Below are 14742 nucleotides of genomic sequence, written 5' to 3' on the forward strand. Positions count from 1 at the left end.
CTCAGCCGCGCGTGACGATATGCCCAAGTGCGTCGCGATCGCCGACGCCGAGTTTCGCGCAGGCGCGGTAGATGTGTCCTTCGACCGTGCGGACGGAGAGCACCAACCGTTCGGCGATCTGCTTGTTGCTCGCCCCGGCCGCGATCAACTCGGCGATCTCGCGCTCCCGGCCACTGATCGGCAGGGGATTGGCCGCGACCTTCAACGCCGGAGTCCGGATACCGCCGCACGCGCCCGCCAGCCGGTCGGCCTGAGCGGCCGCGTCGACGGCTTGACGCCTGTCGTCAACTGCCCGGTAGAGCGTCGACGCGTCGGCGAATGCGTCTGCCGCCGACAGCAGAGCGCCGAGCCGCTCGAATTGCTCTGCCGCCTCGAGCACCGCATCCGGGCGTGACTCGACGACCGCGGTCGCGTGGTCACGATAGGCCTCAGACAGCGCCCCGCCGACGCTCGCGGTGAGTTCGAGCAACCGCGGTATGCACTCTCGATCGCCGAAGCGGATGGCGTCGTGCAGCGCGAGCAGTTCGAATCCGTGCTGTCCGGACTCGGCCGCGAGGTGTGCGGCGTCGAGCGCCTTCTCGACGGCGAGGCTCACGGTGCCCTCCGCCGCGGCCAGCCACCCCTCGGTCAGGCGCAGTTGCGGTTCGAATACCGCGACGTGGCGACCCACCCGGGTGCGGAGTTCGGCGATGATGCGGCGGGCCGCGTCGACCTTGCCGAGGACGCAGTAGCACTGGGCCAGCAACAGGCGGGCCGGGAAGCTCCACGTCGCCGCACTCTCGGAGGTGAGGGCCGCGACCGTCTGCTCCATGGCCGCCACCGCATGGCCGAACCGCCCGCGCGCGACCTGCACAGTGCCGGCCAGCACATTGGCCATGCCCCACGCCAGGTACTGACCGGGTGAGGAGATGCGCAGGATGTCACCGGATCGACGTTCGGCGGCGTCGAAGTCACCGGCGAGGACCAGCGCCCGCATTTCACCGAAAGCGCTGAGGTAGCGCAACAATCCGTCGACCTTCTGCTCGACGGTCAGTCCGCGCCGGGCGACTGATGCCACTTCCTCCAGCCGACCGGCCTGTGCCAGCGCCAGTGAGCCCCCGATGATGGCCCATTCGACGGCCGAAGCAGGAGCGGCAGGTTCGTCGAGCACCCGGCGCGAGAGCCGAATCGCATCCGGCAACTGGTTCTTGAACGCCAGCGACGCCGCACAGAGCCCGTCGAGGAACAACGTCAGCGACGGGTGGCTGACGCGGGAACGCAATAGCGTCAGCACCTGATCGGCAGTATCGGCGTCACCCATCGACCACTGCAGGTTGGCGAGTCGGGCCGCCCCCCACAACGTCAGCTCCAGTTCGTTGAGCTGTTCGGGGTCGAATGCGGTCAGGATCTGGTCGGATTCGGCGGCTTCGCCTTTCCACAGCAGGGCCCGGGCCAAACACTCGCTGGCCGCGAAGCCCCCACCGCGGTTGACCGCCGCGCGGGCGAGGCGCTCACCGAGCGTGATGTTGCCCAGCGCGACGGCATCGCGGGCGGCCGCCACCAGCAGGTCGGGACTCGGTGGTTCGTCGCTGTCCAGTGTCAGCTCGGCAAGCCGGATCCGCTCTCCGGGGTTGATCACCGGGCGGTCCCGCAGTGTGCGGACCAGTTCTCCGCGTACCCGCCGCGCCGCCGCCACACCGAGACGCCGACGGATGACCTCACCGAACAGTGGGTGGGTGAACTGAACGTCGAGGCGGTCGGCTTCCTCGGTGATCCGCACCAGACCTCGGACCTCCGCCTGTTCGACCGCGTCCGCACCGGCCAGCGCGGAGAACGCGTCGAGCCCGAGCGGCTCGCCGAAGGTGAGCAGGTGCAGCGCGTGCAGGACATCGGGTGGCAGCTGCTCGATGCGCACATCAAGCAACGACGCCAGTTCCGAAGTGACAGAGGCTCGTCCGCGCAGTTGCCAGACACCGCGCACCTGGCGCAGGGTGCCCGCTTCGATCGCTCCCTCCACCAGGTGGCGCACGAACATGGCGTTGCCGCCGGAGGCTTCCCAGATCAGATCGGCGGACAACCCTTCCACCCGTCCACCCAGCGCCTGCTCGATCAGCCTTGAACACTGCACTTTTGTGAAGGGTTTGAGGTGCAGGCGCTGGAGATAGCCGTCCTTCCACAGCGAGGTGATGGCATCGGGAACCGGCTCCCCATCGCGGATGGTGGCCACGATGCGCACCGATCCGTCGAGCGCCAATTGATGCAACAGGGTCGCCGACAATTGATCGAGCAGGTGCGCGTCGTCGACGCCGATGATCGAATGCTCTTCGGACAGGATCGTCTGCCGGGCTGCCGCCAGGAAGGCCATCATGTCGCGGGCCGTCGCCGAGCCCACCAGGTGTGCGAACACCCCGAGCGGAATGCTGCGCGCCGATTCGGTCGCGGCGATCCACTGCACGTGGTCGGGCAGGGATCTGGTGACCAGCCGAGCCAAGGTGGTCTTTCCGACTCCGGCGTCGCCGAAGAGCACGATTCCGCATCCGTCGCTGTCCGGCAACAGCGCGGATTGAATCATTTTGAACTCATTGTCCCGCGAAACAACGGGCCACGGCTGTGACGCCACGAAATCACACAATACTCAGATCTGGGGTCCGCGTATTCGCGGTTTAATCCATATATGGACTTATCCACTTAACGCATCAACGCGACGGCATTTCGGACGCCGTGTGGCCCGAATTTCTTGTTACCGTATGCAAATAACATTCGTGGGGCAATCGCGCGACCGCGTACCGGACTACGCTAACCGCGGCTTCTCTCGGGCCCCACACTCGGTGGCCATGAGATCCGCTCAGCACAGTCAGATCCGACCACCGGCGCACCGAGAGCCAGGCACCGCCGCGACCACCCGTTCCAGCCGGAACCCATTGCCAGGTATGCGATTTGAGCCGAACCGGACCACCGGAGTGCCCGAACCTGCTGAGCCACGCACCACCCGCGGGGGCCGGTGGCCGCGCGGATGCCCCTAACGGCGCATTCACCGACCGACTCGCCCGCACGGTCCTGAAACGCTGGATGTGGGGCGCAGCGGCCGCAACTGCGGAGTATGGCCGCGCGCCCCGAACGTAAACGCCAGGTCACCCTGGAGGCACCGCGCAACGGGGTACGGGTGGCGGACGGCATTCCGCAGACGCCGGCCGCGGTGTCGAACACCGGTGATGGCCCGTGGGGGAGTGAAAAGCCCCGACATCGCGGACCGGCTCCGCGAATTGCGCAACCCCCGAGGGCAATTCGCGGAGCCTGGGCTTTTCATCGGTGCCGCTGTTCGCGATCAACGAGGTCCTCATCCGACCGTCACGGAAAGTCGCTGCCCTTTGTCGGTACGCCGGCAATGCGGATGATGGAGGCCAGTTCCCATTCGCCTGGGCTGTCGACGTTGTCGGTGCCAGGCTCGAGCAGGGGATCAGTGTTCGGCGTCCACGCGGGCGCAACGTTGAGCCACGACTGCGGGTCTCCAACGAGCAATCCGGCGAAGACGGAAGCGACGATGATGGAGCCCACGTCGCCGAGGTGGTTTCCGTCGGCCTTGGATTCGGCCTCCTTGAGCAGGTAGAACCAGAGGGACGCGGGCTCGCCCGGTTCCAGATCTATCGGTGCGAGGCCGAGCCGGGTGGCGATGTCCGGGCCACTGGGCAGTTCGAGGCGGATTCCGCGCAGGATGTTCCGGGATGCCAGCACGTTGTTGGCGGAACCCACCGAACCCTCATGCAGAAACGCCAGTGCGTTGGTCAGCTTGGTGTCGATGCGGTGTGCCCGTTGTGGGAATTCGCCTATTGACGATGTCATCCGCAGGAACCAGTCCCACTCGATCGCGTTGTCGATTCCGACCGGGCGGAAGCCGCGCAGGTCGTCACCCGAGCTGCCCGTCGTGTTATCGAATATCGGCACGAAATGCGTGTCGTCGAACCCACGGTGCAGGTTGGTCTTGTACTTGGACCGCACCATCGAATGGCCGAAACGGTAGGCGGCGCCGGAGAATTCCACCGGCATGTACGGCTGGTCGTGCCAGTCGTAGATGTCTTCGAGTCCACGGGTCCACACGGTGCGCCCGTCGGCGGTGGTGTCCTTCTGCAGCGCCGCATCGTGGATGACGGGATCGACGATGCGCTTGACGTAGTCGTGCCAGACCACCCACTGGTACAGCCATCGCAGGGTGGTCCGCGCCGCGGCGAAGGCTTCATGGTGCGAACGTGCGACGGCCCGGTCGACAAGGGTGTTGTGCGCTGCCAGGAAGGCTACGTGCAGCTGACTGACGATGCTGTTCTCGTCGTTGCGAGGGTCACCGATCAGCGCACGTCCCTTGGTGTTTCGCGGCAGATCGTGTGCCGCGGTACCGCCGATGGGCGCGAGGAGGAACTTCGCCTGATGCGATGGTAGGTCGGTGTCGTAGAGGTAAGGCTGATCGTCGGGGCCGCGACCGTAGAGGTTGTCCAGATCGAAACGTGGCGTCCGGAAGTTGAACAGCCGGTCTGGATCGTTGTGGCGCTGCAGGCTCGACGTCGGATCGAAGGTGATGTCGTGGTCGACGAACTGGCCGAAGTACGTGTAGCCCGCAGGGATGGCAGACCCGAACTCGGCGTCCATATCGTCCTCGTCGATATCTCCGGGTGGTGTGGGCGTGCCGTCCGGCTCCAGCTTCTCCACCATCAAGGTGTTCGCTATGTTCAGGCACCAATCCTGAAGAGCCTGACCGTCGGTGATGGGTACGCCGGCCCCATCGACCGGACGCCATGGCTCGAGGTCGTCGAACAACCGGCCGAACGGACCTTGGTAGAAGCGTGAGCGTGGTGCGGTCACCTCGCGTGCGGCGGTCGATCCGTGTGACATGGAATCCCTTTCGCTGTGTGACGACGATTGGGATGAACGTTGGCACCGCACGGGTGCAGGGTCGCGAGTAGCGCGCTACTCGAATATCAGGCCGGCCACCGCGTCCGCAGCGGCGCGGGCGTCCAGGCCGGCCATGCCGGCGCACCGATCGGATCACCACCGGCGAATTGCGCGACGATCCGTGGCCCTTTTCGGTCGCTGTTGTCGTAGACGGTCGCGCTGTCGCAGGACCCGATTGCGCGCACCACGAGGTCCCAGAGCCGGCGGTGACGTTCGCGGATCTTCTCTTCGGCGACGTTGTGCCCTCCGGCGAGCACCCGGTGTTTGACGCGTTCGACCGCCAGATCCTCGGGGATCAGCAGGACGTGCAGGACGACGGTGTAATCGCGGGCGAGTGCTTCGTCGACGAGGTCGAGCTTGGAAGGATGGGAGAAGACGGTCTCGGCGATGAAGGACCGGCCCGCCTCGATCAACGCGGTGCGCGTGGCGGCGGCGACCCGAGCGGCCTGATAGGAGTGCCGCTCGGCGTCAGTGGGCCAGCGTTGTTTCGCGATCTCGTCGGCGTTGAGGAACGGGCTGCCGGGCAGCAGTGGGCCCAGGGTGAACGCGACGAAGGTGGACTTGCCGGCACCGTTGGGTCCGACGACGAGGTCGAGCCGGTGCATTCCCGACGGCGCCGGTCAGGCCGATGTGTCGTCGAGGACGACCGACGTGCCGTCGGGCCGGTACTGCACGATCCGCCCTTCCTCATCGAGCGCGACGGTGGTGACCCCTTGCGCAGCAAGGAGGTTTCCGTAGTCGGCGCCGGCGAGTTGCTCCTCGATGGCCGCGGAGATCTCGGCGTTGAAGACGACGCCCTCTTCGGAGGTCAAGGTGCTCAGGTCGGCCTCTCCCGCCAGGGCGGCTTCCACCCGCCGACGAGCGGCCGTGTGATGGCTGGAGACGGCGCGACCGACTCGCGCCCAGTGGTCGAGTTGCTGTTTGGCCGAGCGGCTCTGACGCGCACCCTCGGCCGCCGCGCTCTCGATCAGGTCTGCGGCGACGCGGGTCACCCGGTCGGCGACATCAGCCATGAGCACCTCCTGTAGCAAGTTGCTACAAGTGTAGCAACCTGCTACCGGGCGGCGCCAGGCTCGCGCGGATCGCGTGTCTTATTAGAACTGGACGCCGCGCGTCAACGCTCCGTCCACGACCAGGTTCGTACCGGTGATGAAGCTCGCCGCCGAACTACTGAGGAACACCACCGCATTGGCCACCTCTTCGGGTGTGGCCATCCGGCCCGTCGGATTCAAACCGAGGGCATGGGCGAACAACTTCGGATCGTTCTCTTCGATCGACGACCACACCCCGCCGGGGAAGTAGGTGTTGCCCGGGCTGACCGTGTTGGCCCGCACCCCTCGGTCGGCGAGCTTGAAGGCCAAACCCTGCGTGTAGTGGATGATCGCGGCCTTCATGGTGCCGTAAGGGCCGGCCGCGAAATCGATCTCGCGACCGGACACGCTCGAAATCGTCACGATCGACCCGCCGCCGGCGGCCAGCAGGTGCGGCAACGCGGCGTCGACAAGACCGACGGTACCCATCAGATCGACGTCGAAGGAGGTGCGCCAGTTATCCCCGGACTCCGGGATCGCCAGTGCGCTGACGTTGGCCACCACCCCGTCGAGCCCGCCCAGCGCGTCGGAGGCGTCGCCCACCCACTTCGTCAGCGCCGCGGAGTCACCGACGTCCACCGCGGCACCGACCGCCGTCGCCCCCTCGGCGGCCAACTCCGCCTGGGCCTGCGCGACGGCATCCTGGGAGCGCGCGCAGAAGGCGACGGCCGCCCCTTCGGCGAGTAGACCCTCGACGACAGCGCGGCCGATACCTCGGGTGCCGCCGGTGACGACGAACCGCTTACCCGAAAGGCCAAGATCCATGGAGTCTCCTCAGTAGGTGATTGTTCCGAGAGATGCTGCTGCCGAGCGCAATTCAGCGTGAATCCCCCCAAAGGCCGCGGACGCGGGGAGAAGGCGCTTGTCGATCTTGGTCACGGAGCTGTAATTGGTGTCGACGACATTGGCGATGGGCGCCAGGGATATCTGGGTGAGCAATTGATACGCGTCGAGCCGGTCCAGCCCGTAGAGCTCGCCCAGCCAGGTGATCATCTCGACCTGCCCGGCTCGCCACGCCTCCTCGAGCGGCCGGCCCGAGCCGACGCAAATCAGGTGCGTATCGGTCTCCAGCCGCGGCCACGCCGGCCCACCGCCCTTGACGAGTTCGACGATCACGGTCACGTGCATGGCGCCTTCGACCGCGGTGCCACACGATTCACCTTCGCCCTGGCGGTAGTGCCCGTCGCCCAGCGAGAACAGGGCGCCGGGGACGTTGACCCGCAGGTAGCAGGTGGCGCCCGCGGCCATCTCCGGCGTGTCCATGTTCCCGCCGAACACATCGGGCACGAGCGAGGTCCGGACCTCGCGCCGGGCGGGGGCGACGCCCACCGTGCCGAGCATCGGGTTGGCGGGCAACGCGAGTTCGAAGTCGCTGCCCTGCGCAGAGAACGCCAACGTCTCTGCCGCGGAGTCGTATTCGTAGATGTAGGTGCGCTCCGGCAACGGGTCCTGCAATGTCGGACTGGCCGGCACACTGGTCAGGCCGCCGAAGAACGGGATCAACGTCGACGCGCCCCAGGTGCGCGCCGGTGTCAGGTCGACGAGGTGGATGGCGAGGGTGTCGCCGGGTTCCGCGCCCTCGATCCAGAACGGTCCGGTCTGGGGGTTGAGATCCAGGGTGTTCAGCGCGGTCGTCGCGACGTCGGATGCGCTGGTGATCCGTCCGCCGTATGCATCCTCGGTCCACAGCGTCAGCGCTGTGGGTGCGGTGATCCGCATGACCGGTGCGGCGCCGCCGAAGGTGAAGGCGAACTGCTCGGGCGACGGGACGAAGGTGACGTGGTCCATGCCAGTCATCCTCACCCGGCGACGACGCCACTGCAGCGTTTCCGCGCGCCACCCAAGACGCTTTCGACCGGCAACGTGACGGAGTTCTCACAGGTGGGCGCAAGGCCTCGCGTCAGCGCGGCTACTGATTCGGAACGCCGATCCGACCCGGCTCAGCCGGAGGCGCCCAGGATCTTGATCGCGAAGACGAGGGAGTCACCCGGCTCGATTCCCGCGGCGGGCTGGCCTTCGGGGTAGCCGTCGGCGGGAACCATGGCGACGGCGACGGTGGATCCGACCTTCTGTCCGGCGATGGCCTTCTGGAAGCCCGGCACGACTCCGTCGAGGGGGAACTCGACCGGTTCACCCCGCTCGTAGCTGTTGTCGAACACCGTGCCGTCACGTCCGTTGACGCCCATGTAGCAGACCGACACCGAGGCCGTGTCCGCGACGACCGGGCCGTCCCCGGGCTGCAGGGTGTGCACCTGCGTCTCGGTGACACTGAACGGCGCCTCCACGTTCACCGACGGCGCCACCGCATCGGTGGATCCGGTGACCGCGACGCTGCCGGTGGTTCCGGGCAGCGTCCACTCGGGGGTGCCCCCGTTCGCCGGGGCGGCCGTCGGGCAGACGCTTGCCGCGGCCGGCGTGGAGGCGACCGGTGAGGGAAGCACCTCGTCAGCCCATGACGCGCTCGTCGTCGACGCGCTGGTCGCCGAGGTATCCGAATCGCTGCCGCACGCGGCGAGCATCATGACCAGCGATGCGGCACAGCCGGCAAGCGCGACGGGGTAGGACACACGAGAGAAGTTCACCGTCGTCACGCTACACAGGCGCGACGCGAGCTATGCCGGCCGGAGAATCGCGACGAGGAAGTCGGAGTCGTCGGTGAACGGCCGCAGATCCCAGGACGACAACAGCAGATCCGGCGCCAAGCCCGACTCGGCCGCGTCGGCGAGGAACTGGCCGAACGCGTAATCGCGACCGGCGCCGAAGCCGATCACCGCCCGGCCCCCGTCCGACAGGTGGGCGCGTAACCGCGTCAGCACCGGCACCCGGGTGCTGGGGGCGAGGAACGTCATGACATTGCCTGCCGAGGCGATCACCTCGAACGGCTCGGTGATGCCTCGCGCGGGCAAGTCGAGTTCGGCGAGGTCGCCGACGAGCCACTGCGGTCCCGGGTGATCCTGTTCGGCTGCCTCGATGAGTACCGGGTCGACATCGACACCGACCACGTGGTGGCCGGCCGCGGCGAGGTACCCGCCCATCCGGCCGGGACCGCATCCGGCGTCGAGAATGCGGGCGCCGCGCGGCGCCATCGCGTCCACGAGCCGGGCCTCACCGACCAGGTCCGCCCCGTCGCGCGCCATGGTGCGGAAGCGGTCGACGTACCAGTGCGAGTGGCCCGGGTCGGCTGCGACCTTCTGCATCCAGCTGCTCTGCTCGACCATGTCAGCATTGTCGCAAGTCCGCCGAGGGTGAAAACGAAGGGCCGCCGCTTCTTTTGGCCAGTGGGGTCATAGCCTGAGTCCCATGGCTGAGGAAATGTGGACCGTTCAGATCGGCGAACTGCCGGATTCGGACAACCCGGGCGTGCCGCCGGTACCGACCACGGTGTACGAGGGCGACGAGGCGGGCGCGCGGGAGGCGTACACGGAGTACTCGGGCAAAGCCGACGGCGAGGGTTACCGCTACGTGATGTTGCGCCAGGTCGGGGACGTGGTCGAGCTCTGGGGGACTCCGCCGGCGGTGGGGTAGCCGTTCCCGGCTCTTCAGCTCAGGGCCGCTCGGCCAGCTCGGCGAGATGTTTGAGCGAGTTGTCGAGGTGCTGGCGCTCGAAGGGCGGGAACTCGATGTCGCGGTAGTGCGGGGACACGCGCGACCAGTCGTAGGTCAGTGTGACCCCGGTTCGAGTGTCGTCCACCGGTTCGAGGTCGTATCGCCAGATCCATCCGCCGTAGTCGACAGCGGTGTCCTCGGGATCGGGGTGGCCCGGGATGTACCGGGGCTCGGCTCCGGGCTGCCACGCAATCGCGCGCGGCCGCTCGAACACCTCGACCCGGTTCGACATCTCGTAATGCTTGGTGGGGTGGTTGTCGTGGTACATCCCCATCCGGAAGATCTGGCCGGTGCGAGTCAGCGGATCGCGGTCGACGGGTTGACGCACCCACCCGGTGCCGTCGATCGCCGTGTGGGTCGCCGGGTCCGCGAGCAGATCGAACACCCTCGCGGCCGGGGCGTTGATGACGGTCGTGGCCGCCATGGTCTCTTCAGTCATATGGGTATCGACCGCCGGCGGTGGCGAAACTCATCGCAATGCGCGGGCGCACATCGGGCCAATGCAGCACCGCCAGGTATGGGTCGTGGTGTTAGCGTCAGCAAATGAACCCGTGGCAGCAGCAAAATGGGCCGCACTCGGGCCCGCCGCCAACCGGCGCGCCGCAGCAGCAGCCCTACCCAGCGGGGCCTTACCCGCAGCAACCGTATCCGCCCCAGTACCACCCACAGGCGGGGTACCGGTATCCGGGCTATCAGCAGCCCTATCCGGGTTACCCGTACCCGCCCTACCGGCCCGCGAGTTCGGGAACTGCTATCACGGCGATCGTGCTCAGCATGCTCACCGCGTTGTTCCAAGGGTTCGCCTGCATCGGCTACGTCGCCGTCGCCGCGGAGCTGACCCAGGCCGGAGATGCGGCGCGCGAATGGGTTCCGGGTTTCCTGATCTTCGAGGGCATCGCCCGGCTCTTCGCCGCCGCAGCGCTCGTCGCGGGCGCGGTGCTGATGATCCGGCGACACCCCACCGGCCGGTGGGTCACCGCGGGCGGAGCCATCGCCGTGTTGATCCTGCAGGTGTTCGAGTACGGAGTGCGTTCCAGCATCCTCTCGACATCGGGCGCGAGCCCCCTGAGCTCGCTCAGCAGTGTGATTCTCCCGATCATCCTCGTCGTCGTGGCGTTGACCGCCAGCACTCGCCGCTGGCTCGGTGAGGGCCGACAAACCCTCAGATAGCTTCTTGGACAGGAATTCTGACGAGAACCGGCGACCGAAGGGGTCACCGCCCCCAGAACGAACCGGTCAGCCCGACGGCGTGGAAATACTCCGCCGCGTCGGCCGGCTCACGGCGCTGATAGCCATGCTCGAGTCGCCCGGCGTACCAGCCGCGAGCGAGTCGCCACAGCGTGCCCAGATCCATCACATAGCCACGTTCGAATGAGTTCCGAACCAGCCACGCCTCAACGCATCCCTCGTCGCAGAACAGGCGCTGATGACCGCAGGTGTGCACGACGTCGTCCCACATCTGCGCCGCCGGCACGAGGAAGTGCGCAACCTCGGGCCCTTCGGGCGGCGACTGCCGGCCGACGGCCCAGGCGAGCGCAGCATCGCACGCCGGACAGCGCGTAGCGACAAGCACATCCGGCTCTCGATCGACGAGATGGGGGATCGCGAAGGAGTCCCACGCGCAGCCGCCCCACCACAATGTGTGCACGCCCATGACCGAGAAGCCCAGGGGAACAGATGAGAACGGGTGGGCCATCACCACCTGGTCACCGTCGAGAACCAGATGGCGTGCATCGGCCAACCGCCGCAACCGTATTCGCACATCGTCTGGTTCGGTGTCCAACCGTGCAGACATCACGTCGACCGCCGGACACGCGCCCGTCTCGGCGAAGCTCCGGTAGACCGCCAGTCGCACGTCCTCGTCGTCGGTCGTCATGGTTCCCGACTCCGAGCCGCGCCAGCCAGATACTTCGCGAGGTTTGACAACGACGAGGCCATCCCTTCGGCGTGGTCTTCGGCCGAGATCCCCGGCGGCACGTCGACGGCCGTCATGTCGACCCGCGTGTGGTCGTCAGCGGTGGTGACCACCACGTCATGGTCATCGTTCCGGCGAAGGCGGGTTCCGTGGAGGTGAAGTCCACTTCCTGGACGACGCGGTCGTCGTGCTCGAAGCTCCCCGTCATACCCACTGGCGGCAGCCAGAGGGCGAGGGTCACCGGATCGATCAGTGCCGCAAAGACGCGGTGGATCGGCGCATCGATCAACCCAGATGCCGTGTCCGTCCGACCCATACGTCACTCCACGCGTTGACCTGACCCGCGGATCTCCTGCCCGGGTGGGGAAGTGTCTCAACTGGCTCCATCATGCACGGACGCTGATGCGGACGGGGTCGGCTGCGCCGATTTGTCGGTGGGGCGGGGTAGCGTCGCAGACATGTTCGAAAGCGTGTTCGACGTCGATCCCGGTGCGGGTGAGGCAGAACTGCGCGCGCAGGTCGAGCAGCTCGAACGGATGAAGGCCGTCGCCGCGGCCGCGCAGGCCCGGGCGACCGCGTTGTGGAAGGCCAAACGGCAAGCCGCCGAAGTTGCGGCCGCTGTCCCGAAGTACCGGCGGGGTCGGGGGCTGGCCGCGGAGGTCGCGCTGGCCCGAATGGACGCCCCCGGCCGCGGCGGCCGCCACCTCGGCATGGCCACCGCTCTGGTCGAGGAAATGCCGCATACGCTGGCGGCGCTCGAAAAGGGACTGCTGACCGAGTGGCGGGCCACCCTGATCGTGCGCGAATCGGCGTGCCTGAGCCTCGACCACCGCCGCGAACTCGATGCCGAGATGTGCGCCGACGCCGCCACACTCGAGGGGTGGGGTGATGCCCGAGTCGAGGCCGAGGCCAAAGCGATCGCGTGCCGGCTGGATGTCGAAGCGGTGGTCGACCGGACGGCGAAGGCAACCGCCGACCGCTGTGTCACCATCCGTCCGGCACCGAACACCATGACGTACGTGACCGCGCTCCTACCGGTGTCGCAGGGGGTAAGTGTGTACGCCGCCTTGAAGCGCTCGGCTGATACCACGTTCGACGACCGATCCCGCGGACAGCTCATGGCCGACACGTTGGTGGAGCGGGTGACAGGGCAGCCGGCCGAGCAGCCCGTGTCGGTGTCGCTCAACCTCGTACTGGCCGACACCACCCTCGTCGGCGACGACGAGGCACCGGGGTGGTGCGAGGGTTACGGTCCGGTGCCGGCCGCCGTGGTCCGCGCGCTGGTCAGTGACGCCGTCACCGACGAACAGGCCAAGGCCACGCTGCGCCGTCTGTACCGCCACCCCCACAGCGGGCAATTGGTGGCGATGGAGTCTAAGGCGCGCATCTTCCCGAAAGGTCTGGCGGCCTTCATCGATATCCGCGACCAGATCTGCAGAACTCCCTACTGCAACGCCCCGATTCGCCACCACGACCACGCCAGGCCCCACCACCAGGGTGGGCCGACTAGCGCACGCAACGGGTTAGGCGAATGCGAAGCCTGCAACTACGCCAAGGAAGCGCCGGGCTGGACGGTCACCACTAGCGACGACGACGGGAACCACCGCGCCGAGTTCCAGACCCCGACCGGTGCGACCTATCAGTCAACCGCACCACCCCTGCCGGGGCCACCGGTCAGAGCCGTCTCCGTCATGGAGAACGGGCTCAGCATCGACATCGTCACGTTCGCCGCTGCGTGACGTACCCGTCCTGCGGTGGGCCGACGGGTGGACTGACGCATCTGGACAACCTGACTGCGCAATGAGATGGTCATCGGACAGGCGCACGGGAGGGACGCGATGTCGGCGCGAGTAGCGGTGGTATGTGGGGCGAGTATGGCTGGCCTGCTTGCCGCCCGGGTGCTCGCCGACGCATACGACTCGGTGATCGTGGTCGAGCGTGACCTGTTGCCCGACGGCGTGTCTCAGCGGCCCGGAGTGCCGCAGGGCCACCACCTGCACATGTTGCTCAGCTCAGGACTGCGGATCCTCGAGCGCCTGTTCCCGGGCCTGATCGCTGACCTGCGGGCGGGCGGCGCGCCGACTCTGGACACCCGTGACCTGTCGTTGACATACGTCGAGGTGAGCGGACACGTGTTGTGCCGGACCGGAGCGTTGGCCGACCCAGACGCGATGCTCACCGCGCTGGCAAGCAGACCGCTATTGGAATCCGTTGTCCGCGAACGAGTCAGGGCTCTATGCAACGTGAGCTTCCGCGAGGGTCATGATGTGATCGGACCCGTGTTGAGCGGCCGGGCGGTCAGCGGGGTGCAGGTCAGTGAACGCGGCACCGGGCGACAATGCGTTCTGTCCGCTGATTTGGTGATCGACGCGACGGGCCGCTCCGCCCGCACCCCGGCTTTCCTGGCCGCTCAGGGCTTTGACCGCCCGGTCGAGCAGACCTACCGTGTGCAGCTCAGTTACGCCAGCCAACTGTTCCGCGTCCCTGCTGGGGCCATGCGCGAAAAAGTGGCCATCATCAGCCCCACGTTGCAGCGTCCCACCGGCGCCGGAATGCTCGCTTATGAAGACAACACCGTCATCTTCACACTGATCGGCGTCGCAGGACACCGGCTGCCCACCGATCTGACCGAGATTCGCTCTGCGGCCGCCGAACTCTTACCCCGACATATCCATACCGTGCTCGAGGCCGCTGAGCCGCTCGGGACCCTGCACAACCGGCAGTACCCGGCCAGTGTGTGGCGGCGCTACGACAAGCTCGCCTCCTTCCCTACAGGACTATTGGTCATCGGTGATGCGGTGTGCAGCTTCAATCCGGTGTACGGGCAAGGCATGACCTCCGCGGCATTGCAAGCCCGCGCGCTACAGAAAGTCCTCGCCAACACTGGCATCACCGAGCTACGTCGGCCTTACTTCCGTGCCGCCGCGCATGAGATCGCGCCGATCTGGAGAGCCAACCGGCTCAACGACTTCGCCGCCACACCGACTACCGGATGGGCGACCTGGCCGCAGCGCGCGCTCGACAGCTACACGAGGGCGTACATGGCTGCCGCATCCACCGACAGAGCACTCACCGAGACGTTCCTGCGCGTTCTGCAGGGCCTCGACTCGGGGGCAGCTCTCGTGGGCCCCGGCCGGGTCGCGCGCGTCATCGCCAACGCCCGCCGACGTACGCAGGCACAAGTCGCTTGAGCCTTGGGATCGATCCCGG

15 protein-coding genes are annotated in these 14742 nt (G+C 67.2%); 4 read left to right on the plus strand and 11 right to left on the minus strand.

Going from position 1 to position 14742, the window contains the following annotated elements; all coding sequences use genetic code 11:
- Nucleotide 1 precedes the first annotated feature (1 nt).
- The 8 genes from I7X18_RS14525 to I7X18_RS14560 form a co-directional block, all read right to left on the minus strand.
- Nucleotides 2–2551: a LuxR family transcriptional regulator gene (locus tag I7X18_RS14525; protein ID WP_193047995.1), complete on the minus strand. Its 2550-nt coding sequence runs from the start codon at nt 2549–2551 to the stop codon at nt 2–4.
- A gap of 776 nt (nt 2552–3327) precedes the next feature.
- A complete protein-coding gene (locus I7X18_RS14530) occupies nt 3328–4860 on the minus strand; it encodes a peroxidase family protein (protein ID WP_193047994.1) in 1533 nt (510 codons plus the stop codon).
- 86 nt (nt 4861–4946) lie between these two features.
- Nucleotides 4947–5525 (minus strand): ATPase, encoded by a 579-nt coding sequence (locus I7X18_RS14535; RefSeq protein ID WP_193047993.1) that lies wholly within the window; start codon nt 5523–5525, stop codon nt 4947–4949.
- A gap of 15 nt (nt 5526–5540) precedes the next feature.
- A complete protein-coding gene (locus I7X18_RS14540) occupies nt 5541–5933 on the minus strand; it encodes a TA system antitoxin ParD family protein (protein WP_193047992.1) in 393 nt (130 codons plus the stop codon).
- A gap of 81 nt (nt 5934–6014) precedes the next feature.
- Nucleotides 6015–6776, minus strand: coding sequence for an SDR family NAD(P)-dependent oxidoreductase (locus I7X18_RS14545; protein ID WP_193047991.1), 762 nt, complete (start codon nt 6774–6776; stop codon nt 6015–6017).
- 9 nt (nt 6777–6785) lie between these two features.
- Nucleotides 6786–7799 carry an acetamidase/formamidase family protein gene (locus tag I7X18_RS14550; protein WP_193047990.1) on the minus strand — a complete coding sequence of 338 codons (1014 nt, stop codon included), beginning with the start codon at nt 7797–7799 and terminating at the stop codon, nt 6786–6788.
- Nucleotides 7800–7951: 152 nt separating this feature from the next.
- The gene (locus tag I7X18_RS14555) at nt 7952–8593 is read right to left on the minus strand and encodes an FKBP-type peptidyl-prolyl cis-trans isomerase (RefSeq protein WP_193047989.1); all 642 of its coding nucleotides are present in this window, start codon (nt 8591–8593) and stop codon (nt 7952–7954) included.
- Between the two features lie 30 nt (nt 8594–8623).
- The gene (locus I7X18_RS14560; protein ID WP_193047988.1) at nt 8624–9229 is read right to left on the minus strand and encodes a class I SAM-dependent methyltransferase; all 606 of its coding nucleotides are present in this window, start codon (nt 9227–9229) and stop codon (nt 8624–8626) included.
- 82 nt (nt 9230–9311) lie between these two features.
- Between I7X18_RS14560 and I7X18_RS14565 the strand changes: the two genes are divergently transcribed.
- Nucleotides 9312–9536, plus strand: coding sequence for a hypothetical protein (locus I7X18_RS14565; protein ID WP_193047987.1), 225 nt, complete (start codon nt 9312–9314; stop codon nt 9534–9536).
- Between the two features lie 19 nt (nt 9537–9555).
- On the opposite strand, the gene I7X18_RS14570 is transcribed toward I7X18_RS14565, so the two are convergent.
- A complete protein-coding gene (locus tag I7X18_RS14570) occupies nt 9556–10056 on the minus strand; it encodes an SRPBCC family protein (RefSeq protein ID WP_193047986.1) in 501 nt (166 codons plus the stop codon).
- A gap of 104 nt (nt 10057–10160) precedes the next feature.
- On the opposite strand from I7X18_RS14570, the gene I7X18_RS14575 reads away from it, so the two are divergent.
- The gene (locus I7X18_RS14575) at nt 10161–10787 is read left to right on the plus strand and encodes a hypothetical protein (protein WP_193047985.1); all 627 of its coding nucleotides are present in this window, start codon (nt 10161–10163) and stop codon (nt 10785–10787) included.
- A gap of 43 nt (nt 10788–10830) precedes the next feature.
- Here I7X18_RS14575 and merB read toward each other — a convergent pair whose 3' ends face one another.
- Together merB and I7X18_RS14585 are read right to left on the minus strand one after the other, a co-directional pair.
- Nucleotides 10831–11493: an organomercurial lyase gene (gene merB, locus I7X18_RS14580; RefSeq protein ID WP_193047984.1), complete on the minus strand. Its 663-nt coding sequence runs from the start codon at nt 11491–11493 to the stop codon at nt 10831–10833.
- Between the two features lie 112 nt (nt 11494–11605).
- On the minus strand, nt 11606–11848 hold the full coding sequence (locus I7X18_RS14585; protein WP_226864311.1) for an SRPBCC family protein: 243 nt from the start codon (nt 11846–11848) through the stop codon (nt 11606–11608).
- Between the two features lie 142 nt (nt 11849–11990).
- Here I7X18_RS14585 and I7X18_RS14590 point away from each other — a divergent pair, with 142 nt between their 5' ends.
- Complete coding sequence (locus tag I7X18_RS14590; protein WP_193047983.1) at nt 11991–13271, plus strand: 13E12 repeat family protein; 1281 nt, start codon at nt 11991–11993, stop codon at nt 13269–13271.
- 99 nt (nt 13272–13370) lie between these two features.
- Nucleotides 13371–14723, plus strand: coding sequence for an FAD-dependent oxidoreductase (locus tag I7X18_RS14595; RefSeq protein ID WP_226864310.1), 1353 nt, complete (start codon nt 13371–13373; stop codon nt 14721–14723).
- The last annotated feature ends 19 nt before the right edge of the window (nt 14724–14742 follow it).

Source organism: Mycolicibacterium baixiangningiae (assembly GCF_016313185.1).
In the GTDB taxonomy this organism is placed as follows: Bacteria; Actinomycetota; Actinomycetes; order Mycobacteriales; family Mycobacteriaceae; genus Mycobacterium; species Mycobacterium baixiangningiae.

Bases quoted from the DNA above. Each gene is read 5' to 3' on its own strand.
- I7X18_RS14535 (WP_193047993.1), bottom strand. From the start codon at position 5,525: ATGCACCGGCTCGACCTCGTCGTCGGACCCAACGGTGCCGGCAAGTCC.
- I7X18_RS14530 (WP_193047994.1), bottom strand. From the start codon at position 4,860: ATGTCACACGGATCGACCGCCGCACGCGAGGTGACCGCACCACGCTCA.
- I7X18_RS14595 (WP_226864310.1), top strand. From the start codon at position 13,371: ATGTCGGCGCGAGTAGCGGTGGTATGTGGGGCGAGTATGGCTGGCCTG.
- I7X18_RS14565 (WP_193047987.1), top strand. From the start codon at position 9,312: ATGGCTGAGGAAATGTGGACCGTTCAGATCGGCGAACTGCCGGATTCG.
- I7X18_RS14560 (WP_193047988.1), bottom strand. From the start codon at position 9,229: ATGGTCGAGCAGAGCAGCTGGATGCAGAAGGTCGCAGCCGACCCGGGC.
- I7X18_RS14540 (WP_193047992.1), bottom strand. From the start codon at position 5,933: ATGGCTGATGTCGCCGACCGGGTGACCCGCGTCGCCGCAGACCTGATC.
- I7X18_RS14525 (WP_193047995.1), bottom strand. From the start codon at position 2,551: ATGATTCAATCCGCGCTGTTGCCGGACAGCGACGGATGCGGAATCGTG.
- I7X18_RS14545 (WP_193047991.1), bottom strand. From the start codon at position 6,776: ATGGATCTTGGCCTTTCGGGTAAGCGGTTCGTCGTCACCGGCGGCACC.
- merB (WP_193047984.1), bottom strand. From the start codon at position 11,493: ATGACGACCGACGACGAGGACGTGCGACTGGCGGTCTACCGGAGCTTC.
- I7X18_RS14550 (WP_193047990.1), bottom strand. From the start codon at position 7,799: ATGGACCACGTCACCTTCGTCCCGTCGCCCGAGCAGTTCGCCTTCACC.
- I7X18_RS14585 (WP_226864311.1), bottom strand. From the start codon at position 11,848: ATGGGTCGGACGGACACGGCATCTGGGTTGATCGATGCGCCGATCCAC.
- I7X18_RS14590 (WP_193047983.1), top strand. From the start codon at position 11,991: ATGTTCGAAAGCGTGTTCGACGTCGATCCCGGTGCGGGTGAGGCAGAA.
- I7X18_RS14575 (WP_193047985.1), top strand. From the start codon at position 10,161: ATGAACCCGTGGCAGCAGCAAAATGGGCCGCACTCGGGCCCGCCGCCA.
- I7X18_RS14570 (WP_193047986.1), bottom strand. From the start codon at position 10,056: ATGACTGAAGAGACCATGGCGGCCACGACCGTCATCAACGCCCCGGCC.